At 66.9% G+C, this 24,103-nt stretch carries 23 protein-coding genes; 11 read left to right on the forward strand and 12 right to left on the reverse strand.

Features of this window, described 5'->3' with window-relative positions; all coding sequences use genetic code 11:
- Position 1: 1 nt before the first annotated feature.
- The 6 genes from AB4Z10_RS08145 to AB4Z10_RS08170 form a co-directional block, all read right to left on the reverse strand.
- Positions 2-361: a tRNA-binding protein gene (locus AB4Z10_RS08145; RefSeq protein ID WP_441469878.1), complete on the reverse strand. Its 360-nt coding sequence runs from the start codon at positions 359-361 to the stop codon at positions 2-4.
- Positions 358-2,355, reverse strand: a complete 1,998-nt coding sequence (locus AB4Z10_RS08150; protein WP_441469879.1) for a methyl-accepting chemotaxis protein — start codon at positions 2,353-2,355, stop codon at positions 358-360. The genes AB4Z10_RS08145 and AB4Z10_RS08150 overlap by 4 nt, the downstream gene beginning before the upstream one ends.
- A gap of 113 nt (positions 2,356-2,468) precedes the next feature.
- Positions 2,469-3,221, reverse strand: a complete 753-nt coding sequence (locus AB4Z10_RS08155) for a TetR/AcrR family transcriptional regulator (RefSeq protein ID WP_441469880.1) — start codon at positions 3,219-3,221, stop codon at positions 2,469-2,471.
- A gap of 67 nt (positions 3,222-3,288) precedes the next feature.
- The gene (proC, locus tag AB4Z10_RS08160) at positions 3,289-4,110 is read right to left on the reverse strand and encodes a pyrroline-5-carboxylate reductase (protein WP_441469881.1); all 822 of its coding nucleotides are present in this window, start codon (positions 4,108-4,110) and stop codon (positions 3,289-3,291) included.
- 118 nt (positions 4,111-4,228) lie between these two features.
- On the reverse strand, positions 4,229-4,735 hold the full coding sequence (locus AB4Z10_RS08165; protein ID WP_441469882.1) for a type III secretion system chaperone family protein: 507 nt from the start codon (positions 4,733-4,735) through the stop codon (positions 4,229-4,231).
- 326 nt (positions 4,736-5,061) lie between these two features.
- The gene (locus AB4Z10_RS08170; protein ID WP_441469883.1) at positions 5,062-5,316 is read right to left on the reverse strand and encodes an accessory factor UbiK family protein; all 255 of its coding nucleotides are present in this window, start codon (positions 5,314-5,316) and stop codon (positions 5,062-5,064) included.
- 140 nt (positions 5,317-5,456) lie between these two features.
- Here AB4Z10_RS08170 and AB4Z10_RS08175 point away from each other — a divergent pair, with 140 nt between their 5' ends.
- From AB4Z10_RS08175 to pth, 8 genes are all read left to right on the forward strand, one after another.
- On the forward strand, positions 5,457-6,608 hold the full coding sequence (locus AB4Z10_RS08175; protein WP_441469884.1) for a M24 family metallopeptidase: 1,152 nt from the start codon (positions 5,457-5,459) through the stop codon (positions 6,606-6,608).
- Between the two features lie 61 nt (positions 6,609-6,669).
- Positions 6,670-7,236, forward strand: a complete 567-nt coding sequence (locus AB4Z10_RS08180) for a hypothetical protein (protein ID WP_441469885.1) — start codon at positions 6,670-6,672, stop codon at positions 7,234-7,236.
- Positions 7,237-7,426: 190 nt separating this feature from the next.
- Entirely contained in the window at positions 7,427-8,371 is a 945-nt protein-coding gene (locus AB4Z10_RS08185) for a ribose-phosphate pyrophosphokinase (protein ID WP_441469886.1), read from the forward strand.
- Positions 8,372-8,381: 10 nt separating this feature from the next.
- The gene (gene queC / locus AB4Z10_RS08190; protein ID WP_441469887.1) at positions 8,382-9,107 is read left to right on the forward strand and encodes a 7-cyano-7-deazaguanine synthase QueC; all 726 of its coding nucleotides are present in this window, start codon (positions 8,382-8,384) and stop codon (positions 9,105-9,107) included.
- A complete protein-coding gene (locus tag AB4Z10_RS08195) occupies positions 9,097-9,660 on the forward strand; it encodes a VUT family protein (RefSeq protein WP_441469888.1) in 564 nt (187 codons plus the stop codon). Before queC ends, AB4Z10_RS08195 begins: the two co-directional genes overlap by 11 nt.
- Before the next feature lie 59 nt (positions 9,661-9,719).
- Positions 9,720-11,612: a putative bifunctional diguanylate cyclase/phosphodiesterase gene (locus AB4Z10_RS08200; RefSeq protein WP_441469889.1), complete on the forward strand. Its 1,893-nt coding sequence runs from the start codon at positions 9,720-9,722 to the stop codon at positions 11,610-11,612.
- Between the two features lie 137 nt (positions 11,613-11,749).
- On the forward strand, positions 11,750-12,370 hold the full coding sequence (locus AB4Z10_RS08205) for a 50S ribosomal protein L25/general stress protein Ctc (RefSeq protein WP_441469890.1): 621 nt from the start codon (positions 11,750-11,752) through the stop codon (positions 12,368-12,370).
- A 152-nt stretch (positions 12,371-12,522) separates the two neighbouring features.
- Positions 12,523-13,137, forward strand: a complete 615-nt coding sequence (gene pth / locus AB4Z10_RS08210; RefSeq protein ID WP_441469891.1) for an aminoacyl-tRNA hydrolase — start codon at positions 12,523-12,525, stop codon at positions 13,135-13,137.
- 167 nt (positions 13,138-13,304) lie between these two features.
- Here pth and AB4Z10_RS08215 read toward each other — a convergent pair whose 3' ends face one another.
- Positions 13,305-13,964 (reverse strand): hypothetical protein, encoded by a 660-nt coding sequence (locus tag AB4Z10_RS08215; RefSeq protein ID WP_441469892.1) that lies wholly within the window; start codon positions 13,962-13,964, stop codon positions 13,305-13,307.
- Positions 13,965-14,120: 156 nt separating this feature from the next.
- Here AB4Z10_RS08215 and ychF point away from each other — a divergent pair, with 156 nt between their 5' ends.
- Together ychF and AB4Z10_RS08225 are read left to right on the forward strand one after the other, a co-directional pair.
- Positions 14,121-15,218 (forward strand): redox-regulated ATPase YchF, encoded by a 1,098-nt coding sequence (gene ychF, locus AB4Z10_RS08220; protein ID WP_441469893.1) that lies wholly within the window; start codon positions 14,121-14,123, stop codon positions 15,216-15,218.
- A 12-nt stretch (positions 15,219-15,230) separates the two neighbouring features.
- On the forward strand, positions 15,231-16,244 hold the full coding sequence (locus AB4Z10_RS08225) for a MaoC family dehydratase (RefSeq protein WP_441469894.1): 1,014 nt from the start codon (positions 15,231-15,233) through the stop codon (positions 16,242-16,244).
- 59 nt (positions 16,245-16,303) lie between these two features.
- Here AB4Z10_RS08225 and AB4Z10_RS08230 read toward each other — a convergent pair whose 3' ends face one another.
- Positions 16,304-18,001, reverse strand: a complete 1,698-nt coding sequence (locus AB4Z10_RS08230) for a glucan biosynthesis protein G (RefSeq protein ID WP_441469895.1) — start codon at positions 17,999-18,001, stop codon at positions 16,304-16,306.
- Positions 18,002-18,246: 245 nt separating this feature from the next.
- On the opposite strand from AB4Z10_RS08230, the gene bglX reads away from it, so the two are divergent.
- Entirely contained in the window at positions 18,247-20,646 is a 2,400-nt protein-coding gene (bglX, locus tag AB4Z10_RS08235) for a beta-glucosidase BglX (protein WP_441469896.1), read from the forward strand.
- 168 nt (positions 20,647-20,814) lie between these two features.
- On the opposite strand, the gene AB4Z10_RS08240 is transcribed toward bglX, so the two are convergent.
- The 4 genes from AB4Z10_RS08240 to AB4Z10_RS08255 are packed head-to-tail and all read right to left on the reverse strand — an operon-like array spanning position 20,815 to position 24,048.
- Complete coding sequence (locus tag AB4Z10_RS08240) at positions 20,815-21,459, reverse strand: class II aldolase/adducin family protein (RefSeq protein WP_441469897.1); 645 nt, start codon at positions 21,457-21,459, stop codon at positions 20,815-20,817.
- Positions 21,456-22,565 (reverse strand): S-methyl-5-thioribose-1-phosphate isomerase, encoded by a 1,110-nt coding sequence (gene mtnA / locus AB4Z10_RS08245; protein WP_441469898.1) that lies wholly within the window; start codon positions 22,563-22,565, stop codon positions 21,456-21,458. Before mtnA ends, AB4Z10_RS08240 begins: the two co-directional genes overlap by 4 nt.
- 4 nt (positions 22,566-22,569) lie before the next feature.
- Positions 22,570-23,115, reverse strand: a complete 546-nt coding sequence (locus tag AB4Z10_RS08250) for an adenine phosphoribosyltransferase (protein WP_441469899.1) — start codon at positions 23,113-23,115, stop codon at positions 22,570-22,572.
- A 57-nt stretch (positions 23,116-23,172) separates the two neighbouring features.
- A complete protein-coding gene (locus AB4Z10_RS08255) occupies positions 23,173-24,048 on the reverse strand; it encodes an S-methyl-5'-thioadenosine phosphorylase (protein WP_441469900.1) in 876 nt (291 codons plus the stop codon).
- Positions 24,049-24,103 lie beyond the last annotated feature (55 nt).

The following is a 24,103-nucleotide window of genomic DNA, read 5'->3' on the forward strand; positions in this document are numbered from 1 at the left end:
GCTAGTACAGCCTTCCGCCGTTCGGAACGCCGTGGCCCGGCCCGATCAGCACGACCTCGCCCTCGGAGTCGGGGATACCGAGGGTCAGCACCTCCGACATGAACTTGCCGATCTGGCGCGGCGGGAAGTTTACCACCGCGAGCACCTGCCGGCCCGGGAGGTCCTCGGGCCGGTAGCGCCTGGCGATCTGCGCCAAGGATTTCTTACGGCCGATGGTGCCGCCGAAATCGATGACGAGCTTGATCGAGGGCTTGCGCGCCTCGGGATAGGGCTCGGCCTCGACGATCGTGCCGACACGGATGTCGACCTTGAGGAAATCGTCGAAGCCGATCGGCGCGGCCGGTTCAGCAGATGTGCTCAAAATTCCTCCCACCCCTTGTCGCGGGCATCCGCATCGGCCTTGTGCGCGGCGGCGGCGCTGCCGCTATAGGCCTTGCTGGCGGCCCGCGGTACGGCAGGTCGGGGCGCAGGTGCGGGAGCCGACTGAGCGACGGCCGCCTGCATCGTCCGCGCCATCGCCTTGAGCCCGGCGACGTCGCTGCCGAGCTGGAAGCGCGCGACCAGCGCCGACAGGCGGTCGGCCTCCTGCGACAGCGAATGGGCGGCGGCGGTGGACTGCTCGGCCATAGCGGCGTTCTGCTGCGTCGCCTGATCCATCTCGCCGACGGCCGAGTTGACCTCCTGCAAGCCCGAGGCCTGCTCCTGCGCGGCCCCCGCGATCTCGGCGACGAGGCCGGTGACGCGCGTGATCTCGGAGGCCATGCGCTGGAGCGCGCCGCCGGTCTGGCCGACGAGGGCGACGCCCTTCTCGACCTCGATCGCCGAAGCGTCGATCAGCGTCTTGATCTCCTTGGCGGCGGAAGCCGAGCGCTGCGCCAGCGCCCGCACCTCGGAGGCAACGACCGCGAAGCCCTTGCCGGCATCGCCGGCGCGCGCCGCCTCGACCGAGGCGTTGAGGGCGAGCAGATTGGTCTGGAAGGCGATCTCGTCGATCACGCCGACGATCTGCGAGATCTCCTGCGCCGACTTCTCGATGCCGCCCATCGCCGTCACGGCATCGCGCACGATGCTGGTCGACTGTTCTGCCTCGGTCTTGACCTGTTCGGTCGCGTGGTTGGCAAGGCGTGCGCTCTCGGCGGTCTGGCGCACCGTGGCCGTGAGTTCGTCGAGCGCGGTCGCGGTCTCCTCGACCGAGGAGGCCTGCTGCTCGGTGCGGCCGGCGAGGTCGTCGGCGGCCTGGCTGATCTCTGTCGAGCCCGCCTTCATGCTCTCGGTATTGGTCGCGATCTGGCGCATCGCATCCTGCAGCTTGGCGATGGCGGCGTTGAAGTCGTCCTTGAGCTTGACGTACTCGGCGCTGAAGGCCGCATCGATCCGGTAGGTCAGATCGCCGCCGGAGAGCCGCTCCAGCCCGGTACCGAGAGCCTGCACCACGCCGGCCTGAACGCGCGCGTGGTCGGCGCGCTCGGTCTCGTTGCGGCGCCGTTCGCCATCCGCGGCGCTGCGGTGGTCGGCTGCTTCCTCCTCGGCGCGCAGCTTGTCGGCCTCCATCGCTTCCTTGGCGCGGGCCGCATCGCGGAAGACGACGAGGGAACGCGCCATCGAACCAACCTCATCAGAGCGCTCCTGATGCTCGATCGCAGTGTCGAGATGCCCCGAGACGAGGCCGTCCATCGAGTCCTTCAGCGAATGCAGCATGCCGTTGGCGCGGCGGCTCAGCACCAGGACCAGGCCGAGCATGAGAAGACCGAGCGGCACGAGCACCTTCGCGACACCCGCGAGCATGCTCGTGAAGACGGCATCGACATCCTCCACATGCAGGCCGGAACCAACCACCCACTGCCATTTCGGAACACCGACGACATAGGAGATCTTGAGGGAAGGCTCCTTGTCGCCGGCCTTGAGCCAGCCATAATCCAGGAAGCCTTCGCCTTTCGCCTTCACCAACGCGATCATGTCCTGGACGAAGAACTTGCCGTCCGCGTCCTTGAGCGGCTTCATGTCCGTCGACTGGATCTTCTTGTTGGCATGCAGGACGCTGATTCCGTCGTAGTTGACGAGGAAGTAGTAGTTTCCATCGTCGAAGCGCGCATTGCCGAGGGCCGCCATGGCCATCTTCTTGGCGTCGTCTTCCTTGAGCTCGCCGGCCTCGACCCGCGCCAGGTAGCCTTTCACCGTCGTGGCCGCGGCCTCGACGAGATTCTTCATCTCACCGCGCTTCAGCGCGATCATTTCGTTGCGGGCGGCATTCAACGTGTAGCCGACACTGCCGACGGCGATCAGCACGGCCAGGGCTGCGATCAGGGCGAATGAGCGGCTGATCGACAGGGTCGCAAGCTTCTTGAAGAAAGACATACGCGTTTCCTGCGCGGGAGGGACCTTCCACCTCGCGCAAATTGACTAAAACGCGCTTAACATCGACCCATTTCGGCCACATTTGCGTCGCTGCGAGGCAGCGGCGCCCCGGCTCAGATCGCCGGCGCGTAGTCCTCGTTGTCCTCGCCGCGCTCCGGGGCGCGTTCGCGCCGGCGCGCCTTCAACGGCCGGCCGGAACAGATCGCCCGCGCCAGCCCTCTGAAGGGCGCCGTCAGGCGATGCACGTCCTCCGCCCGGGCCATGATGCAGCTGGCGAGCTTCAGTTCGCGATCGAGCCGCGCCATGGTCTTCGACAGCTCAGGCTCGTCGTCGTGGAGCCAGGTTTCGGATACCCGCGCCATCAGCAGCACCGCGCCCTGCACGCGCAAATGTCCGAGCGCATCCTCGGTCGGGATGCCGGCGGAAGCCAGCATGTAGCGCCAGGAATTGACCGCACCGCGGTTAAGGGCCGCCAGGGCCAGCGGATCGCGTCGGATGACCGGCACGATCTTGCGCAGGCCCGCCTTGTACGGCGCCATCGCATCGAGCCGGCGCATCACCAGATCGAACATGCGCTCCTTGGCGGGCTCCCCCGCCAGATCCTCCGACGTGCCGGCCAGAACCGCGTCGTCGACGAGGCGCGTCACCCCGCCCAGCATCGCGAGCTTGGAGGGGAAGAGCCCGCGCAGCTGCGCCAGAGTCAACTCGGCCTCGCCGGCGATATCCGGCAGCTCGATCTGATCCCACGGCCGCTCCGCGGCGAGCCTCATCAGCGCATCGACGGCGCGCTTGCGCGGCTCGACCGCCTTGGCCCCGGGCGTGGGCTCGGCGCCTGTCGGCGGCGTGGAAACGGGTTTGCGGACCATGGGGACAGCTCCTCTCGCTTCGCGTCGAAAGGAGGTTAGGCCGCTATCGTGGCGGGTGGAAGGCCGATCAGCCCGAAAGCTCGCCGGCGCGACGTTTCGCAGCAGCGACCGCCTTGTTCATCAGCGGCTTCAGGCCATCGTCCGCCATCAGCACTTCGAGCGCGGCAGCCGTGGTGCCACCCGGCGAGGTCACGTTCTGGCGCAGCGTTCCCGGCGGCAGCGGCGACTGGAACAGCAGCTCGCCCGCCCCTTCCACCGTCGCCCGCGCCAGCCGCTCCGCCACATCGGCGGGCAGCCCCGCCGCAGCCCCGGCGGCAGCCAGGCACTCGACCAGATGGAAGACATAGGCCGGGCCGGAACCGGAGACGGCGGTGACGGCGTCGATCAGCCCCTCATCGCCGAGCCACTCGACCTTGCCGATGCTGCCGAGCAGCGCGTCGGCAGTGGCGCGCTGCGCGGCGCTCACTCCCTTGCCGGGCGCGGCCGCGGTCACGCCGCGCTGAACCGAGGCTGGCAGGTTGGGCATGGCGCGAATGATCGCGGCCGCGCTCGGCAGGCGCGCCGCGAGGTCGCCCAGCGTCTTGCCGGCGAGGATCGAGATCAGCAGCGTCCGGGGATGGATGAAAGCCTGGACGGCCGGAGCGGCGGTGTCCAGCATCTGCGGCTTGGTCGCGAGGACGACGACATCTGCTGCCGGAATTTCCTTGGCGGAAGGGTTGAGCCGCATTCCCTTCTCACCGGCGAGTTCGACCATCTCGTCCGACGGCTTGGGATCGATGATGCTGATGCCCGCCGGGTCCATGCCGATGCGCAGCCAGCCTTCCAGCATCGCTCCGCCCATCTTGCCCGCGCCGATCAGGACGAGCGATTGCGGAAGGGAATTCGACATGGCGGTTCTCGTCGCTTGGGACCAGGGCGTCATGCCCGGGCTTTGCCCGGGCCATCTCAGGACCAGAGCCTGCAAGAGATGGCCGGGTCAAGCCCGGCCGTGACGGCAATGCGGCTGCTCAGGCTTCGCCGACCGTCTCCAGGATGGCTCCCTCCATGCCTTCCTTGGCCGTCTTCCCGGCCCAAACCACGAACTGGAAGGCCTGGTAATAGCGCTCGCAGGCTTCGACGGCCGTCTTGACCAGTGCGGCCGCTTGCTCGTCGGTCGGCTCGGCGCCACCGGAGAGCAGGAGCGCATGGCGGTACATCACCACGCTCTCGGTGCTCCAGAGGTCGAAATGACCGAGCCAGAGTTGCTCGTTGACCAGGCTCACGAGCTGCAGCACCTCGCCGCGCCGGCGCTCCGGCACCTTGAGGTCAAAGGCGCAGGCGATATGCAGCGCCTCGACCTCCGCGAGCCAGGTGATCGCGACGTGATACTCCGACCATCCACCGGTCACGGCGACCGAAAGCTCGTCCTCGCTGTCGCGGTCGAAGTTCCAGCCGTTGAGGGCGGCGAGGCGCTCGAACAGGTCGAGCGGGTTGGAAGGCCGATCCAGCTCGGCATCCATATCGAGGTCCATCATGCCCTAGGATCCACCTTCCGGGGCAGGTGCCCCGGCGCGTTCGAGAAGAGGAACACGGCGACTGGAAAGCCGAAGGAACGCAACACACCTCCGGGACGCTCCCGGGAGAGCGGCCCATCCGTCGGCCAGAGGCGAATCCGCCCGACGAATCAATTCTTTCCACCGACGATAGCGCAGGCGCTGTGACGCTCCCAACACAGCGTGAAGCTCCGCGGATTCGGCCGGCGGGCTCAATCCCCCTGGGATGCTGTCCACAACACATGGCTGTGGACATGACGCAACGACGTGAAGACCGTCGTTCGAGCGGACCCGTCAGGACTTGTCGGTCAGGCCTTGCCCAGCTTCTCCTCGAGCGCGGCGAGGCGCGCCGCGAGCTTGTCGTTCTCCTCGCGGGCGATCAGCGCCATCTCGCGCACCGCCTCGAACTCCTCGCGGGTGACGACGTCGAGATCGCGCAGCAGGCGCTCGATCTGGGTCTTCACGACGGTCTCGACCTCACGGCGCACTCCCTGCGCAGCTCCGGCCGCATCGGTGGCGAGGCGGGCGATGTCGTCGAGGATGCGGTTGCCGGGGTTCACCATGGCTCTCTCCCATCGGGGCGAAACTCTCTTGCCAAAGCCTATAGGCAGCGCGGACCGGAGCCGCAATCGCCACCGGAGGTCCGGCTTGCTCGCCGGCCATGGCCACGATCAGATGCCCGCCTGGCTTGAGGAGACGCATCATGGCCCTGCATTTTACCCCCGCCGAATTTGCCCGCCGCCGCGAATCCCTCCTTGCCTCCATGCAGGCCGCGCGTCTCGACGCACTCCTTCTGTTCCAGCAGGAATCGATGTTCTGGCTGACCGGGTATGACACCTTCGGTTTCTGCTTCTTCCAGTGTCTCGTCGTCAGGGCCGACGGCACCATGGCGCTGCTGACCCGCTCGGCAGACCTCCGGCAGGCGCAGCTCACCTCCAACCTCACCGACATCCGCATCTGGAAGGACGGCCGCGACGCCAATCCGGCCAGCGACCTCCTGGCGCTCGCGCGCGATCTCGGCCTCTCCGGCAAGCACATCGGCGTCGAGTTCGAGTCCTATGGTCTCGTCGCCTCGAACTACCGCAAGCTGGACGCCGCCTTTACCGGCCAGGCCGAGCTCGTCGATGCCTCGACGATCGTCACGCGGCTGCGCGCCGTGAAATCGGCCGAGGAGATCGTTTATGTCCGCCGCGCCGCGACGCTCGCGGATGCGGCCGATCGGGCGGCGCTCGACGCGATCCGGGCCGGTGCCGACGAAGGCGAGATCCTCGCCGCCCAGCACAATGCGATCTTCGCGGGCGGCGGCGACTATCCGGCCAACGAATTCATCATCGGCTCGGACAGAGACGCCCTGCTCTGCCGCTACAAGTCCGGCCGGCGCAGGCTCGGCGCCAACGACCAGATCACGCTCGAATTCGCCGGCGTCGATCGGCACTACCATGTCGCCGCCATGCGTACGGTCGTGGTCGGCGCCCCCCGCCCGCTGCACCTCCCCTATCATGCCGCCGCCCGCGACGCGCTGCTCGCCTGCGAGGCCGCACTGAAGCCCGGCAGCACCGCCGGAGATGTCTTCGCGGCGCACGCCCGCGTCTTCGACGAGCACGGCCTCGCACAGCACCGGCTCAATGCCTGCGGCTATTCGCTGGGCGCCAAATTCACGCCTTCCTGGATGGACTGGCCGATGTTCTACGAGGCCAATGACTGGGCGATCGTTCCGGGCATGGTGATGTTCGCCCACATGATTCTGATGGATTCCGACAGCGAGACCGCCATGTGCCTGGGCCGCACCTATTTGGTGGGCACTGAGCGCGCCGAGGCGCTGAATTTACCTGATCTGGACCTCGTCCTCCGTTGAGCCTAGAAAAGGCGCACAGGGAATCTCGAAGCAGTCCACAGCCCAAAGGGCGGGAGGCGTCATGATCAACCGTTTGAGCGGCCTCGTTCTGGGGCCGGTTTTTGCGCTGGCGCTCGCCGGATGCCAGGAAACCAGCCAGACCGCGTCGCGTCCGCGCGTCGATGCACCGGGCGTTCCGGTCTCGGTCCAGAGCATCTCCGGAGCGCCGGAAGACGTCACCACCAGCTTCGCCGGACTGCTCGGCGAGGCCGCGGCCGAGCGCAAGATGGAGATCGTACCCGGCAACAAGCCGGCGCGCTTCCGCGTCAAGGGCTATCTCACCGCCCAGCCGACGGAGGACGGCCAGACGTCGCTCGCCTTCGTCTGGGATGTGTACGACTCGACCAAGCAGCGCGCCCAGCGTGTTCAGGGCGAGAGCATCGGCAAGCGCAGCAGCGGTTCCGATCCCTGGGCCGGCATCGACCGGACGATCGTCGCCAAGGCCGCCTCCGATTCGATGGATGCGATCGCGAGCTTCCTCGTCACCACCCCGGCTGTCGAGACTCTTGGCGGCGACAAGGACAAGAAGGCCGACAAGGTGAAGCCCGGAACCAAGGTCGCCGCAACCACCGACAAGAAGAAGAGCTGAACACGGTCGCTCAGCCCCTTGGGCGACGCTACGTCAGTGGATTCCGGGTCACGCCGGCGCCGCGAGCGCTTTTTGAGCAGCGATATTGCAGCGCAGCGGTCGACTCCATGTCATCGCACTGTTAAGAGCCGTTCGAATTGAGCCGGCCTAGCCGGCTCGTGCCCCGCCTTGTCCAACGGTGCGCCACGGCATGCCCTCTCATTTCAAAGTCGTCGCCGGCAACTCCAACCGGCCACTTGCAGAAGCCATCTGCAGCCATCTCAGCATTCCCCTCGCCAAGGCCACGGTGCGGCGCTTTGCCGACATGGAGGTCTTCGTCGAGATCCAGGAGAATGTGCGCGGGCAGGATGTCTTCGTCATCCAGTCCACCTCATTCCCCACCAACGACCACCTGATGGAGCTGCTGATCATCACCGATGCGCTGCGCCGCTCCTCGGCGCGCCGCATCACGGCGGTGATCCCCTATTTCGGCTATGCAAGGCAGGATCGGCGTGCCTCAGGCCGCACCCCGATCTCGGCCAAGCTGGTCGCCAACCTCATCGCCCATGCCGGCGTCGACCGCGTGCTGACGCTCGACCTCCACGCCGGCCAGATCCAGGGCTTCTTCGACATCCCGACCGACAACCTGTTTGGCGCCCCGCTCATGGCGCGCGACATCAAGGACCGGCTGGAGTGGAAGAACGCCATGGTCGTCTCGCCGGACGTCGGCGGCGTGGTCCGCGCCCGCGCGCTCGCCAAGCGCATCGACGCACCGCTGGCCATCGTCGACAAACGCCGTGACCGGCCGGGCGAATCGGAAGTCATGAACATCATCGGCTCGGTCGAGGGCCGCTCCTGCATCCTGATCGACGACATCGTCGACTCGGGCGGCACGCTGGTGAACGCCGCCGAGGCCCTGCTCGAGCAGGGCGCCAAGGAGGTCTTCGCCTACATCACCCATGGCGTGCTCTCGGGCGGCGCGGTCGCCCGCATCGCTTCCTCCAAGCTCAAAGAGCTGGTCATCACCGACTCGATCATGCCGACCGAGGCGGTGAAGGTCGCGCGCAACATCCGCGTCATCTCCATCGCCGGGCTGATGGGCGAGGCGATCGAGCGCACGGCGAGCGAGACCAGCGTGTCGAGCCTGTTCGACTGAGGATGGTCACTTGAGTTCCGGCGCGCTCGTCCTGTTTTCCGGCGGCCAGGACTCCACCACCGCATTGGCCTGGGCCTTCGATCGTTTCGACACGGTCGAGACGATCGGCTTCGACTACGGGCAGCGCCATCTCGTCGAGATGGAGTGCCGCCTCGCCATCCGCGAGAAGCTGCCGGCGCTCTCCTCCCGCTATGCTGCGCGGCTCGGCCCCGACCATGTCGTCGATCTGAAAGCGCTCGGCGCGATTTCCGAAACCGCGCTGACGCGCGAGACCGAGATCAGCTTCGCCGAAACCGGCCTGCCGACCACCTTCGTGCCGGGCCGCAACCTGATTTTCCTGACCTTCGCTGCGGCGCTGGCCTATCGGCGCGGCCTGAAGCATATCGTCCTCGGCGTCTGCGAGACCGATTATTCCGGCTATCCCGATTGCCGGGACGATACGATCAAGGCGATGCAGGTCGCGCTCGGCCTGGGGCTCGATCGCCGGCTCGTGCTGCACACGCCGCTGATGTGGCGCGACAAGGCGCAGACCTTCGCGCTGGCGCGGCAACTCGGCGGGCAGACCCTCCTCGACCTCGTCCTTGAACAGACGCATAGTTGCTATCTGGGCGACAGGACGACCCGGCATGGCTGGGGTTTCGGCTGCGGCCATTGCCCGGCCTGCGATTTGCGCGCAAAAGGCTTCGCGGCCTATCTCGTGACACCCGACGACAGCGGACCCTCCTATGATTCGTGATCACCAGCGGCGGCTCGAAGGCATCGTCGCGCTCGTGCTGTTCGGTCTCACCATTCCGGCAGCCAACTGGCTTATCGGCAATGCCGGCACCGTCTGCGTGCCGAACGGCCCCTGCCTCGTGCCGGTCTGGCCGGGGATCATGGCCCCGAGCGGCGTCCTGATGGTCGGGCTTGCGCTCGTGCTGCGCGACCTCGTGCAGCGCCGCCTGGGCACGCTGGCGGGGCTCGGCGCAATCGCCGTCGGCGCCCTGATCTCGGCCCTGCTCGCACCCGCGGCCATCGTGATCGCCTCCGTCTCGGCCTTCCTGCTGTCGGAGCTCGCCGATTTCGCCATCTACACGCCCTTGCAGCGCCGCCGCTTCCTGACAGCGGTCTTCGCTTCCGGCATGGTCGGCCTCGTCGTCGACAGCATCGTCTTCCTGCACCTCGCCTTCGGCAGCCTGGATTTCCTCGCCGGCCAGGTGATCGGCAAGGCCTGGATGGTGCTGTTCGCGCTGCCGCTGATGCATCTGCTGCGCCGCCGCGACGAGCGCTTGGGCCTAGCCGCCGCCTGAGGCGGATAAAGTTTGAATCGGCCCTTCAATCGGCGCTTAAGCCGATTGAGTTAGAATTCGTGTTCTTCGACAAGCCCTTCTCTGTCGGGAACAGCGTGATCAAGCCCTCGGACCGCCTGCAGGCCCTGCAGAACGATATTCTTGAAGACATTGCACGCGGGGAAACCCTCGCCCTGTGCATGAAGCGCCTGTGCCAACGGGCTGAGGCGATCTCGCCCGGCGTGATCTGTTCCGTCGTGACCGTCGACGATCAGGGTTATCTGCAGCCCCTCGCCTCACCGAGTCTGCCCGATCACTATGTCGCCGCACTCGCTGGCACGCCGACAGGCCCGAGCGCCGGCTCCTGTGGCACCGCCATCCATCGCGCCGCCGCCGTCGAGGCGACCGACATCGCGACCGACCCGCTCTGGGCGCCCTATACGCAGCTCGTCCTGCCGCTCGGCCTCAGAGCCTGCTGGTCGACGCCGATCAAGGCGCGGGACGGCCGCGTCGTCGGCGCCTTCGCCTTCTATTTCCGCAAGCCCCGCCGACCGCGAGCGCTCGAGCGCCGCATTGTCGCGACCTGCGTCCATCTCTGCGCCATCGCGATCGAGCACGACGAGGTGCGTGCCCGCAATCACCATCTCGCCTATTTCGACACGCTGACGAGGCTGCCGAACCGGGCCCAGTTCAACGATGCCATCACCGCGATGAGCGCGGCTTCGCGGCGCTACGGGCTGATGCTGATCGATATCGATCATCTCAAGACCGTGAACGATACGCTCGGGCATGCCGCCGGCGACAGCCTGATCGCCAGCGTCGGCGACCGCCTGAACGCCGCCCTGATCGGTTGCCTGTCCTGCCGGATCGGCGGCGACGAATTCGCAATCCTGGTCCCGGATTGCGACAGTCCCGCTCGAATGCGCAGCCTCGCCTCCGCCGCTCTCGCCGCGATTGCCGCGGCGCCGCTCGAACATGACGGGCACAGCATTCAGCCGAGCGTCACGATCGGCGGCGCCCTCGCAGGCGAGGACGGAGAGGACAGCGTGACGCTTCGGCAGAACGCCGATCTCGCGCTGTATCACGCCAAGGAGACCCGCCGCGGCCGCTATGTGCGCTTCCGCCGCAAGCTGCGCAGCGCGATGATGCACCGCACCCGAATCCGCAAGGATGTCGACGGGGCGCTCGGCGGCGAGCGGATCGTGCCGTACTACCAACCGATCATCCGGCTCGACACCGCCGAGATCGTCGGCGTCGAGGCCCTCGCCCGCATGCGGCTGGACGACGGGCGCATCGTCACGGCCGGCGAATTCCAGGAAGCCTTGCAGGACCCCAAGATCGCCCACCGCATCACCACGCAGATGCTGGCTTCGGTCGCGTTCGACATGGCCGAATGGCAAAGCGCCGGCCTGCATATCCACCATGCCAGCCTGAATGTGACCTCGGCCGACTTCCAGAAGGGCGACCTGGCGCAGCGCGTGGCCCGGGCGCTCGACAAGGCCGGCCTGCCGATGCGCCACCTCGTCGTCGAGGTGACCGAGCAGGTCTTCATGGGCGGCCGCAGGGACGGTGTCGCGCGAACGATGGAGGCCCTGCGCGCCTGCGGCATGCAGGTTGCGCTGGACGATTTCGGCACCGGCTTCGCCTCGCTGACCCATCTGCTCGATTTTCCCATCGACATCATCAAGATCGATCGCTCCTTCGTCAGCGCCATCGACAGCGGAGCCCGCAGTGCCGTGATCGTCGAATCGCTGCTGACGATGACACGCCGGCTCGGCATGAAGATCATCGCCGAGGGCATCGAAACGCAGTCGCAGGCTCAGCGTCTCGAGGAGATGGGTTGTCGTTTCGGGCAGGGCTATCTCTATTCGCCGCCGGTTCCGGCGCTGGTCATCCGCGAACTGCTGCAACGCTTCGGCCAGGCAACCTCTGCGACCGCGCTCGAACGCGAAGCCGTCGCGAACGCAGCGTAAAGCGACGGGGTTGAGATTGCGCCGGTTTTCGCCTATGAGCAGCCGCGCGTCCCGCTGACACCCTTGGAGGCTCTGGACGCGCAAACCGATGGCCGCCACGAGGCGGCCTTGTCATTTACGAGTCAAGGACAACACACATGACCGCCGTGAAGCAACTCGAGGCTTCGGCGCGCGCACAGGTCGGCAAGGGGGCCGCCCGTGCAGTTCGCCGCCAGGGCCAGACGCCTGCCGTGATCTATGGTGGGGGCGCTGCTCCCGAAGCCATCGCGCTCGACGCCAACAAGACCCGCCAGCTCATTTTCAATGGCCACTTCCTGACCACGATCTTCGAGATCACCGTCGGCGGCAAGAAGCAGCGCGTCATTCCGCGCGACTACCAGCTCGACCCGGTCAAGGACTTCCCGATCCACGTCGACTTCCTGCGCGTCGCCAAGGGCCAGACCGTCACGGTCCAGGTTCCGATCCACGTCGTCGGCCAGGAGGCCAGCCCCGGCGTCAAGAGCGGCGGTCTGGTCCAGATCGTCGAGCACACCCTCGAAATCACCGTCGAGCCCGACAGCATTCCGGAAGCCTTCGAGGTTTCCGTCGCCGGCCTGAACATCGGTGACCAGGTCGAAGCCAAGGCCATCAAGCTGCCGGCCGGCGCCAAGCTGACCGTCGGTTCGGACGCGACGATCATCACGATCGCCCCGCCGACCGTCGAGGTCGAGCCCGCTGCCGACGCGGCCGCCGAGGCTCCGGCCGAAGCCAAGGCCTGAGAAGCGGCGCCGCCTGGCGCCGCTTCCGCCGCATCCAGTCTACCGAGACGGCCGGGTCCTCCCGGCCGTCTTGCTTTGGCATCGGACCGAAAAGCGGAATCCACTTTTCAGATGGATCCGATGCTGATCCATGAGCCTGCGGAGTCCTCGCCATGCTGATCTTCGCCGGCCTCGGCAATCCCGGCGCGCGCTATGCCCGCAACCGGCACAATATCGGCTTCATGGCCGTCGAGGAGATCGCCCGCCTCCATCGCGCGTCGCCCTGGCGCGCGCGCTTTCAGGCGGAATCATGCGAAGCCACCATCGGCGGCGAGAAGGTGATCCTGCTCAAGCCGCAGACCTACATGAACGAGTCGGGTCGCTCGATCGGCGAGGCCGCACGCTTCTTCAAGATCGCGCCTGCGGACGTCGTCGTCTTCCATGACGAACTCGACCTGGCTCCGGCGAAGCTGCGCGTGAAGCTCGGCGGCAGCAATGCCGGCCATAACGGTCTGCGCTCGACCACGGCCGCGATCGGCAATGACTACCGCCGCGTCCGCATGGGCATCGGACATCCCGGGCTGAAAGAGCTGGTCCACGGCTATGTGCTGAACGATTTCGGCAAGGCCGAGCACCCTTGGGTCGAGGATCTCTGCACGGCCTGCGCCGATCACGCGGCCCTGCTCGCGGCCCATGACGATGCCGGCTTCCAGAACAAGGTGCATCTCTTCATGGACGCGCGCGGCCATGGCGCGGTGAAGCGCCTGGGCGAGAAGAGCGAAGGCTGAGCTGCGCCTCGCGGATCACCCCTGACGCGCACCGGCATCCCGGGCGACCGAAGGGAGACCCGGGATCCAGCCCGAGCCTCTCCGGACAGGTTCGGGCATCATCCCCGGTCGGCGCCGCTGACGCGGCTGGTCCGGAATGCCCCTCGCCCACAAATGCCTCATGAACGCTAAAACGGCAGCTTCGCGCCTGACTTCGCGACCGTCACACGGCTCGTGCTGTAGCTGCCGTCGGCCTGCCGGCTCGCCGTCATCGTGACCTGGGCGCCGGGCTTGAGCTCGCTAGCCTCGGCCGGCGCCGCCATCAGGATGGTTGCCTCAGGCGTAATCGCGACCTTCTGCTCGCCGCCGGGGTAGCTCAGCACGAGATTGGCGCCGTCGACCCGCGACACCGTCTCGGCCACGGTCGCGTTGGTCATGGTCGCGTCAGGCAAAACGGCCCAGGGCCGGTGCCCCTCCCCGGTCCCGCGCAGCGCCTCCGGGAAGATCATGACCTGCACGGCCAGCAGCGTGCCATCCGGCTGCGGCTTCGCGCCGACCCCGATGAAGCTTCCCTTCGCGATGTCAGACGCCTTCGCGGGTACAACCCCGCCGGTGGAGAAACCTGGTGCGAGGGCGACTTTCACCTCCCGCCCGTCAGCGGCCTTGAGATCCAGCGTCGAGCCTTCCATGCGCTCCACCGTGCCACGCAATCGCGTCCCCGGCGCCTGCGCGACGGCCAGGCCTCCGGCCAGAGCGAAGACCGACAGGGTGAGTGCGAAACCGAAACGATTCATGGCGATGCTCCGAACGGCGCAGGCAAACGCGACCGGGCGATCCAGCACCAGCATCCGTGCCGTCGCCATGCACGTTCGCGTGAGCGGCGTATCGGCCATAAGGCGTGCGGCACTTGTCTTTATTGCGCAAGCCCCCCAATAAGGCCGCAACTTTCAAAGCTTCACGCCCGGCGGCCGTTCAGTCCGTCGAGGGCAACGGAACAGGCGATCATGGGCTTCAAATGCGGAATCGTCGGCCTGCCGAATGTCGGCAAGTCGACCCTCTTCAACGCGCTCACGCAGACGGCCGCGGCGCAGGCCGCCAACTACCCGTTCTGCACCATCGAGCCGAATGTCGGCGATGTGGCGGTGCCCGACGAGCGGCTCGAGCAGCTCGCCGCCATCGCCGGCTCGAAGGAGATCATCCCGACCCGGCTGACCTTCGTCGACATCGCCGGCCTGGTGCGCGGCGCCTCGAAGGGTGAGGGCCTCGGCAATCAGTTCCTTGCCAATATCCGCGAATGCGACGCCATCGCCCATGTCGTGCGCTGCTTCGAAGACGGCGACATCACCCATGTCGAGGGCAAGGTCTCGCCGATCGACGATATCGAGACGATCGAAACCGAGCTGATGCTCGCCGACCTCGAAAGCCTCGAGAAGCGCGTCGTCCCGCTCGAGAAGAAGGCCAAGTCCGGCGACAAGGAGGCCAAGGAAGCGGTCGATCTGATGACCCGCTGCCTCGTCCTCCTGCGCGACGGCAAGCCGGCCCGCCTCGTCCAGCTTGCCGCCGAGGAGCGCCGCCCCTTCGAGCTGCTCGGCCTGCTCTCGTCCAAGCCCGTCCTCTATGTCTGCAATGTCGAGGAAGCGAGCGCCGACAAGGGCAACAACTTCTCCGAGCTGGTGAAGAAGCGCGCTGCCGAGGAAGGCGCCGTCGCCGTCGTCGTCTCGGCCAAGATCGAGAGCGAGATCGCGGTGCTGCCGCCCGAGGAGCAGACCGAATATCTCGAAGCGGTCGGCCTCGAGGAGCCGGGCCTGAACCGCGTCATCCGCGCCGGCTACAAGCTGCTCAACCTCGTGACCTATTTCACCGTTGGCCCGAAGGAGGCCCGCGCCTGGACGATCGAGAAGGGCACCAAGGGCCCGCAGGCCGCCGGCGTGATCCACACGGATTTCGAGAAGGGCTACATCCGCGCCGAAACCATTGCCTATGACGACTACGTCGCCAACAAGGGCGAGTCGGGCGCACGCGAGGCCGGCAAGTTCCGCCTCGAAGGCAAGGAGTACGTCGTCGCCGACGGCGACGTGCTGCACTTCCGCTTCGCCACCTGAAAGAGCCCGCAGATGCTGCAGTTCGAGGATTTCGTCACTGGCGAGAGCGTCCTCTCGCACAGCATCGCTGTCTCTCAGGACGATATCGTCGCCTTCGCCTCGCGCTATGACGCCCAGGACTTCCATGTCGACCCGGAAGCCGCCAAGGCGAGCTTCGTCGGCCGCCTGATCGGCTCCGGCTGGCACAGCTGCTCGCTGCTGATGCGGCTGATGGCGGAGAGCTTTCTGCTCGATTCGACCGGCATGGGCGCGCCGGGCATCGAAGAGGTGAAGTGGCTGCGCCCGCTGCTTCCCGGCGACAGCGTGACCGCGCGCCGCACCGTGCTCGAGACCAAGGCCTCGCGCTCGCGGCCCGAAATGGGCCTCGTGCGCTTCCGGCTCGAACTGCTCAACCAGCGCGGCGAGCCGCTGCTGGAGCAGACCAACTGGATCATGTTCGGCCGCAAGGAATCCGGCGTCGCCCCGCAGCCGAAGGGCGACTGGCTCGCCCATTCGCCGCGCTACGAGCCCCCGGCCCTCGAAAGCCCGCTGGAGGCGCCCGCAGAGGCTCCCGAGCCTACCCGCTTCTTCGAGGAACTGGAGATCGGCAGCCGCCACGAGCTCGGCAGCTTCGTCTTCACCGCGGAGGAAATCATCGCCTTCGCCCGCAGCTTCGACCCGCAGCCCTTCCACATGGACGAGGCCGCGGCGCGCGTCAGCCTCTTCGGCCAGCTCGCGGCCTCAGGCTGGCATACGGCGGCAGTCTGGATGGCGACCATGGTCTCGCACCGCAGGCGCCAGCTCGCCGCGACGACCGGACGCCCGGCCCGTCTCGGCCCCTCGCCCGGGTTCAAGAATCTGCGCTGGTCGAAGCCGGTCCTCGCCGGCGACCGCATCACCTATTTCTCCGAGGTGGCGGACAAGCGCGAGAGCGCCTCACGCCCGCAATGGGGCCTGTTCTTCCACCACAACACCGGCATCAATCAGAGGGGCGAAGAGGTCTTCAGCTTCGACGGCTGCGTCTTCGTCGAGCGAAAGCCCTCCTGATCCCAGGACCCCGCCTGCCCGCCTTTTGAGCACGGCAGGCGCGGCCACAACGCGTGGCGTCAGGGCTTCGGTTCGACCAGCTCTGACCTTTGACCTTCGATCGCCTTGAAGGGATTGAGATAGGACTCCCTTGCCTTCGGAGCGGGCAAAGGAGGAATTCTCAGGTTCCAGGTCTCGGTGAGCGTGCGGTCGCCCTGCTTCAATGTCGCGTGCAGATCGGAAGACACGGCCGGGTTCTTGATTCTGACCCGGTACGTCAGACGCCAGCCCTGGATGGCGGGGTTCGGCTGCAGCTCGGTCCCGACGATCTCGACATTGTCGTTGGCGCCGACCTCGGCGGTGATCTGCGCCTGCGGCGAAAGCTTGCGCAACGAAGGCCCCTTGAAGTCGATCAGGAACGCCTGCGTCCCGTCGCCCGCACGAATGAGGTTGGACTGATAGAACTCCCCGGTAGAGCGGATCGTCTGCCAGACATAGGACGTGCCGTCCTTCAAAATCGCAGGCTCGTCCGTCGTCCAGTGGATTCGATAGTCGAACTGCAGCGGCTGGCCGGCCGCCGGCATGCTCTCGGGCACCCAGAAGGCCACGATGTTGTCATTGGTCTCGTCCGCTGTCGGGATTTCGACGAGACGCACGCTGCCCTTGCCCCAGGCATTGGTCGGTTCGATCCAGGCACTCGGACGCAAGTCGTAGCGATCCTTCAGATCTTCGTAGCGCGTGAACGAGCGTCCACGTTGAAGCAGCCCGAAACCTTTCGGATTTTCGGCCGCGAAATTGGTGATAGCCACCGCGGACGGAGGGTTGCTGAGCGGGCTCCAGGTCCATTTGCCGTCGCCGCCACGAATGGCGAGACCGTTGGAATCGTGGATGGCCGGCCGGAAGTTATAGGTCGACGACGGCTGATTGGGGCCGAAGAGGAACATGCTGGTCAAGGGCGCGATGCCAAGCGTCCGCGGCGCCGCCCCCTCGCGCATGAAGACGCGCGCCTTGACGCTCAGCACCGTGTCGGCGCCCGGCGCCAGGGTGAATTCATACGCGCCCGTCGCCCGCGGCGAATCCATCAGCGCATAGAAGGTCAGACGCTGATCCCCGGACTTGGGGCGGCGAAGCCAGAACTCGCGGAAAGCCGGAAACTCCTCGGCAATCGGCAGGCCGGTATCGATGGCCAGGCCGCGCCCCGAAAGACCGTAGATCTGTCCCTTGCCGATGACGCGGAAATAGCTCGCGCCCAGCACGCTCATGACCTCGTCGAGCTTGCCGGCCTGGTTGATCGGATACACCACCCGGAAGCCGGCCCAGCCGAGCTTGCTGGTCTCGTTGCGGTCAAAATGCAGGTCGGCGAAGTCGAAGCGCCCCGCGTCGTAGGGAATCTCGTGCACGGCGCCGTTGACGATCTCGTTGATCTTCACCGGCGTGTTGAACTGCATCCCCTGATGGTAGAAGGCCAGCTTGAAGGGCGTACGCAGCTCGGTCCAGGCAAAGCGGTCGCGCCGGGGCTGCATCTTCTGGTAGTCGGCGAACTGCATCTTGCTGAACACGTCCGGCAGATTGCTGACCGGGGTGACGTGGGGCTTGTCCGCCAGCGCCTTCGCCTTCGCGAGCACATCCTCGAGCCCGAAATCAGCCGGGCGCTTCTGCGCGAAGGCCGGGGTCCCGGCGAGCGTGCCGGCGGCCAGCCAGCCGAGCGCCAGTCCCAATCGCGCGAAGCCCGCCCCGCGCCGGGCCGCTCCGCACCAATCCAATGCTATCGTCAGCATGCGTCCGGCCGAAGAAGAAAACCGGGCCATATTGAAGGCCCCGTTACCAGAACGGGTCGACAAGTTCACATCAGCTCCTTAAAGATGCAGGCTGGCGGGGCGGAGCGCGCCCGTCCCACGTTGGCAGCGGCGCACCCGAGCACAAATGCCCATCATCGATCCAAGGGTCAAGGAATGAGCGTCGTTCTTCCGAACCGCTCCCACGCCGCCCTTCGCCTTTCCCAACCTCAGTGAACGAACTCAGCATGGATAATTCGAACGGTGCGCCGGCCGCGGACGGGCTGGATGCGGTGTCATGCAATGACGAGGCCGATCGGGGCCTGTCCCGGCGCCAGGCGCTAGGCGCCATGGCTTCAGTCGCATTGGCAGCGGGGATGGCGGCAAAGCCCGCTGAAGCGGCGCCGAAACAAGCCCTCAACCTGACCGGCCCCGTCAGCAAGAAGACGTTCATCGACGACCTGATCAAACGCATGACGGTCGAGGAGAAGATCGGCCAGTTGCGCCTGATCAGCATCGGCCCCGAGATGCCGCATGCCAAGCTGATGGATGAGGTTGCAGCCGGGCGCATCGCCGGCTCGTTCAACACCGTCATCCGGCGCGACAATCGGCCGCTGCAGGAAGCGGCCATCAAGCGCAGCCGCCTGAAGATCCCGCTCTTCTTCGCCTATGACGTGGTCCATGGCCACCGCACGACCTTCCCCATCCCGCTCGGGCTGGCGGCGAGCTTCGACATGGCCGCGATCGAGCGCATGGCCCGCGTCTCGGCCGTCGAAGCCTGCAACGACGGCGTGGACATGACCTTCGCGCCGATGGTCGACATCAGCCGCGACCCGCGCTGGGGCCGCACCTCGGAGGGCTTCGGCGAAGACCCCTATCTCGTCTCCGAATGCGCTCGGGCCAGCGTCCGCGGCTTCCAGGGCGACGCCACCGACCGCTCCGACAGCATCATGGCCGTGGTCAAGCATTTCGCGCTCTACGGCGCGGTCGAAGGCGGGCGGGACTACAATACGGTCGATATGAGCCCGCTGCGCATGCATCAGGTCTATCTGCCGCCCTACCGTGCCGCGATCGAGGCCGGAGCCGGCGGCGTTATGGTCGCGCTCAATTCGATCAACGGCGTGCCCGCGACCTCCAACACCTGGCTGATGCAGGATCTGCTGCGCAAGCAATGGGGCTTCGACGGCGTGACCGTCAGCGACCATGGCGCAATCACCGAGCTGACGCGCCATGGCGTGGCGCGCGATGCGCGTGAGGCGGCCAAGCTCGCCATCAAGGCGGGCATCGACCTCAGCATGGCCGATCAGGTCTATCTCGCCGAGCTGCCGGGCCTCATCGCCTCGGGCGAGGTCAAGATGGCCGAACTCGACGCCTGCGTCCGTGAGGTGCTGGGCGCCAAATACGATCTCGGCCTGTTCGCCAACCCGTTCCTGCGCATGGGCAAACCCGCCGACGACCCGGTGAACGAGAAGGCCGACAGCCGCCTCCACCGCCAGCCGGCGCGCGAGATCGCCCGCGAAACCATCGTGCTGCTGGAGAACCGCAACCAGACGCTGCCGCTGAAGAAGACCGGAACCATCGCGCTCGTGGGGCCCCTGGCCGATTCCGGGCTCGACATCCTCGGCAGTTGGTCCGCGCAGGGCGTGGCCGAGCAGGCCGTGACCGTGCGCGCCGGCATCGAGAACGCGATCGAGGGCAAGGCGCGCCTCATTACCGCCCGCGGCTCCAACGTCCTCGACGATCCGAAGGTCGTCGAATACCTGAACTATCTGAACTGGGACAAGCCGGAGGTCATCCAGGATCCGCGCAGCCCCGAGGAGATGATCCAGGAGGCCGTATCGGTCGCGAACCAGGCCGATGTGGTGATCGCGGTCGTCGGCGAGGTGCGCGGCATGTCGCATGAATCGTCGAGCCGCATCAGCATCGAGATGCCCGGTTCCCAGCGCGCCCTGCTCAAGGCCCTCAAGGCGACCGGCAAGCCGCTCGTTGTCGTGCTGATGAACGGCCGTCCGCTCGCCCTCGGCTGGGAAAAGGACAACGCCGACGCGCTGCTGGAGACCTGGTACACCGGAACCGAGGGCGGCAACGCCATTGCCGACGTGCTGTTCGGCGACCACAACCCCTCGGCCAAGCTCCCGATCTCCTTCCCCCGCTCCGCCGGTCAGATCCCGACCTACTACAACCCCCTGCGGATCGGCCGCCCGTTCACCCCGGGCAAGCCGGGCAACTACACCTCGCAGTATTTCGAGGAGGAGCAGGGCCCGCTCTATCCCTTCGGCTTCGGACTGAGCTACAGCCGCTTCACCCTGTCCAACCTGAAGCTCTCGGCGGCCCGGATCACGCGGGACCAACGCCTGACTGCCGAGGCGACGCTGACCAACGAAGGCACCTATGAGGGCGCAAACGTCGTGCAGCTCTACATCGCCGACCCCTACGCCTCGATCGCGCGGCCGATAAAGGAGCTGAAGGGCTTCCAGAAGGTGACGCTCAAGCCCGGCGAGAGCCGCGTGGTCCGCTTCGAGATCGGCAAGGAGCAGCTCAAGTTCATCAATGCCGAGCTGAAGGAAGTCGTCGAGAGCGGACGCTTCGAGGTGCAGCTCGGCCTCGATTCCAGGGACGTGCTGGAGCAACCTTTCATGCTCGACTAGAGCCGGATCCGATCAGGTTGCGCTGCAATCTGATCGGCGCGTGCTCCCGGCCGGCCGCCGTCCCGGCATAGCCGAGCCACTGCAGAACGGAAAAGACGCTGCCGCCTTGATCGCGGCAGCGCGATCACAGGCGCGAGGCGGGTGTTGGCGGCATCCTCAGCGACGACCTCAGCCGACCTTGCCGTAGCCCGCGAATTTGGCGCCGACGCGCTCCATCTCGGCAGCATCGAGGATGACGGGTTCGAGCCCGGCCGCCAGGATGTCGAGATACTGCCCTGCGAGGTTCTCGACCTCGGCCACGATCGTGTGCGCACCGGCCAGCGTCTGGCCGAGCGCGATGACGCCGTGATTGGCGAGGAGCACGGCCTTGCGCCCCTCCAGCCCCTTCACTGCGTTGGCCGCAAGCTCCGGCGTCCCGAATGTCGCGTAGTCGGCGCAGCGCACATCCGCGCCGCCGCAGAGCGCGATCATGTAGTGGAACGCCGGGATGCCGCGCCGCGTGCTGGAGAGCGCCGTGGCGCGCGGCGAATGGGTGTGCACGAGCGCCTGCGCATCCGGCCGGGCCTTGTAGATCTCGACATGGAACGGCCATTCCGAGGAAGGCTTGCGCGCCCCGCTCAGCACCGTCCCGTCGAGCGCCAGATGGATCAGGTCCTCCGGCTTCGTCTTGGCATAGGGCAGTCCGGACGGCGTGATCAGCAGTCCCTCCCCGAAGCGCGCCGAGACATTGCCAGATTTCGACGGGCAGAAGCCCGCACGGTCGATCGCCTGCGCGACCGCGACGATCTCCTGCCGCAGCTCCAACTCGTTCATGCCGTCGCCTTGCTCGCCTGATCGGGGAAGAGATGCGCAAGCCCTTCGGCGCTTGCCGCGCAGACGCCGCGTTCGGTGATGAGCCCGGTGACGAGCCGCGCCGGCGTCACATCGAAGGCCGGGTTGGCCGCACCGCTGCCGGGCGCGACGACGCGGAAGGGACGCACCTCGCCATCCTCCGCAAGCCCGGAAAGATGGGTCACCTCGCGCGCGGCGCGCTCCTCGATCGGGATCTCGGCGAGGCCGTCGCCGATGCTCCAGTCGATCGTCGGCGACGGCAGCGCAACATAGAACGGCACACCGTTATCGTGCGCTGCGAGCGCCTTGAGATAGGTGCCGATCTTGTTGGCGACGTCGCCCGTCGCCGTCGTCCGGTCCGTGCCGACAATCACCATGTCGACTGCGCCGCGCTGCATCAGATGCCCGCCGGCATTGTCGACGATGACGGTGTGCGGCACGCCATGGGCGCCAAGCTCATAGGCCGTCAGCGCCGCGCCCTGATTGCGCGGGCGCGTCTCGTCGACCCAGACATGGACGGGTATGCCGGCATCGTGCGCCAGATAGATCGGCGCCAGCGCCGTGCCCCAATCCACCGTCGCGATCCAGCCCGCATTGCAATGGGTGAGGATGTTGACGACCTGCCCCGTCGGCTTCCGCCCGGCGATCTCGCGGATCAGCGGCAGTCCGTGCTCGCCGATCGCGCGGCAGAGCGCGACATCATCGTCGCAGATCGCCGCCGCCTCGACATAGGCAGCTTCGGCGCGGTTCTCGGCGGGCAGCGCCGCCAGCACGCGCCGCATGCGCGCGAGCGCCCAGCGCAGATTGACTGCCGTCGGCCGGGTCGCCCCAAGCAGCGCGAGCGCCGCCTCCAGCGCGGCGTCGGATGCATCCGCCCGCATCGCCAGCGCGACCCCATAGGCCGCCGTCGCGCCGATCAGGGGGGCACCGCGCACCACCATGGAGCGGATCGCTTCGGCCGCCTGCTCGGCCGAGCCGAGCGCCACGGTCTCGAAACGGAAAGGCAGCCGCGTCTGGTCGATGACCACGACGCGCCAGCCATCCTGCGCGAGCCAGATCGTCCGGTAATGCTGGCCGTTGATCTTCATGGGCTCAAGAGTCGGCGAAAGACACGAGCGTCCGCACGGGCACGCCGAGCCGGCGGATCCTGTCCGCCCCCCCACGATCGGGGAGGTCGACGATGAAGCAGGCCGCGACCACCTCCGCACCCAGCCCGCTCAACAGGTTGACGGCCGCCTCGGCCGTGCCCCCGGTCGCGACGAGATCGTCGACCAGCAGGACGCGCTCGCCCGGCTGCACCGCATCGCGGTGAATTTCGATCTCGTCGGTTCCGTATTCGAGCGCATAGGTCGCCCGCAGCGTCTCGAGCGGCAACTTGCCCTTCTTGCGCACCGGGATGAAGCCTGCGGAAAGCTGATGCGCGACGGCACCGCCGAGAATGAAGCCGCGCGCCTCGATTCCGGCGATCTTGGCGATCTTCAGTCCCGCGAAGGGCTGCACCAGCTCATCGACGGCACGGCGGAAAGCCCGCGCGTCGCCGAGCAGCGTCGTGATGTCGCGAAACACGATGCCGGGCCGAGGATAGTCCGGAATCGCGCGGATGCTGTCGGCTAGGTTCATTGACGTCGTCTCGGACATGGTGACGGACGCCTTGGTCGGACGCCGAGCCGGCTTCGTCAAGGGCGCGGCCATCATTCAGCCCTTGAGCACGCGCCCGGCGACCGCGTCGAGCTTCGCCAGGAGAGCAGGATCGCGGAAGGCGGGCGCGGTGATGATCGCATTGTCGAGGGCCCTGTGCGAGCCGGCCGGGCAAGCATCGCGCTCGGCCGGGAAGTCGGCCGCAAGCCGCGCGACGAGGCGGCGCGCCTTGTCGGCATTCTCATGCAGAACCGCCACGACGGAAGCAACATCGACCGCGCCGTGCAGCTCGTGCCAGCAATCGTAGTCCGTCACCATGGCGACGGTGGCGTAGGTGATCTCCGCCTCGCGCGCGAGCTTGGCCTCCGGCATCGCGGTCATGCCGATCAGGTCGTAGCCGAGGCCGCGATAGGTGATCGATTCCGCATAGGTCGAGAATTGCGGCCCTTCCATCGTCACCAGCGTTCCGCCGCGCACGAAGGGCAACCCCTCCGCTTCCGCAGCCGCTGCGATGCGCCCCTGCAAGCCCGGCCCAACCGGATGGGCGGCGGAGACATGGGCAACGCAACCCTTGCCGAAGAAGGAGCTTTCACGCCGCGTGGTGCGATCGACGAACTGATCGACCAGGACGAACAGCCCGGGATAGAGCTCGGCCTTGTAGGAACCGCAAGCCGAGAGCGAGACGAGGTCGGTCACGCCGGCGCGCTTCAGCACGTCGATATTGGCGCGATAGTTGATCTCGGAAGGCGGAATCGCATGGCCGCGCCCATGCCGCGGCAGAAAGACGATCTTGGTGGAACCGAGGCGGCCGATCCGCAGCGTATCCGACGGTTCGCCCCACGGGCTGTCGATGCGCTCCTCGCGCAAGTCGCTGAGGCCCGGCAGATCGTAGATGCCCGATCCGCCGATGATTCCGAGGACGGCTTCGCTCATGGCTGATTCCCTGTTGCGGGCGCGGAAGGGACCATCTTTCGATGACGGTCGCAAT

It is taken from the genome of Allobosea sp. RAF48, from assembly GCF_052114025.1.
Classification (GTDB): domain Bacteria; phylum Pseudomonadota; class Alphaproteobacteria; order Rhizobiales; family Beijerinckiaceae; genus Allobosea.

Bases quoted from the DNA above. Each gene is read 5' to 3' on its own strand.
- AB4Z10_RS08240 (WP_441469897.1), bottom strand. From the start codon at position 21,459: ATGAACGAGTTGGAGCTGCGGCAGGAGATCGTCGCGGTCGCGCAGGCG.
- AB4Z10_RS08150 (WP_441469879.1), bottom strand. From the start codon at position 2,355: ATGTCTTTCTTCAAGAAGCTTGCGACCCTGTCGATCAGCCGCTCATTC.
- AB4Z10_RS08175 (WP_441469884.1), top strand. From the start codon at position 5,457: ATGGCCCTGCATTTTACCCCCGCCGAATTTGCCCGCCGCCGCGAATCC.
- AB4Z10_RS08195 (WP_441469888.1), top strand. From the start codon at position 9,097: ATGATTCGTGATCACCAGCGGCGGCTCGAAGGCATCGTCGCGCTCGTG.
- AB4Z10_RS08155 (WP_441469880.1), bottom strand. From the start codon at position 3,221: ATGGTCCGCAAACCCGTTTCCACGCCGCCGACAGGCGCCGAGCCCACG.
- AB4Z10_RS08230 (WP_441469895.1), bottom strand. From the start codon at position 18,001: ATGCTGACGATAGCATTGGATTGGTGCGGAGCGGCCCGGCGCGGGGCG.
- AB4Z10_RS08215 (WP_441469892.1), bottom strand. From the start codon at position 13,964: ATGCTGGTGCTGGATCGCCCGGTCGCGTTTGCCTGCGCCGTTCGGAGC.
- pth (WP_441469891.1), top strand. From the start codon at position 12,523: ATGCTGATCTTCGCCGGCCTCGGCAATCCCGGCGCGCGCTATGCCCGC.
- AB4Z10_RS08170 (WP_441469883.1), bottom strand. From the start codon at position 5,316: ATGGTGAACCCCGGCAACCGCATCCTCGACGACATCGCCCGCCTCGCC.
- AB4Z10_RS08225 (WP_441469894.1), top strand. From the start codon at position 15,231: ATGCTGCAGTTCGAGGATTTCGTCACTGGCGAGAGCGTCCTCTCGCAC.
- proC (WP_441469881.1), bottom strand. From the start codon at position 4,110: ATGTCGAATTCCCTTCCGCAATCGCTCGTCCTGATCGGCGCGGGCAAG.
- bglX (WP_441469896.1), top strand. From the start codon at position 18,247: ATGGATAATTCGAACGGTGCGCCGGCCGCGGACGGGCTGGATGCGGTG.
- AB4Z10_RS08185 (WP_441469886.1), top strand. From the start codon at position 7,427: ATGCCCTCTCATTTCAAAGTCGTCGCCGGCAACTCCAACCGGCCACTT.
- ychF (WP_441469893.1), top strand. From the start codon at position 14,121: ATGGGCTTCAAATGCGGAATCGTCGGCCTGCCGAATGTCGGCAAGTCG.
- AB4Z10_RS08250 (WP_441469899.1), bottom strand. From the start codon at position 23,115: ATGTCCGAGACGACGTCAATGAACCTAGCCGACAGCATCCGCGCGATT.
- AB4Z10_RS08165 (WP_441469882.1), bottom strand. From the start codon at position 4,735: ATGATGGACCTCGATATGGATGCCGAGCTGGATCGGCCTTCCAACCCG.
- AB4Z10_RS08205 (WP_441469890.1), top strand. From the start codon at position 11,750: ATGACCGCCGTGAAGCAACTCGAGGCTTCGGCGCGCGCACAGGTCGGC.
- AB4Z10_RS08255 (WP_441469900.1), bottom strand. From the start codon at position 24,048: ATGAGCGAAGCCGTCCTCGGAATCATCGGCGGATCGGGCATCTACGAT.
- mtnA (WP_441469898.1), bottom strand. From the start codon at position 22,565: ATGAAGATCAACGGCCAGCATTACCGGACGATCTGGCTCGCGCAGGAT.
- AB4Z10_RS08180 (WP_441469885.1), top strand. From the start codon at position 6,670: ATGATCAACCGTTTGAGCGGCCTCGTTCTGGGGCCGGTTTTTGCGCTG.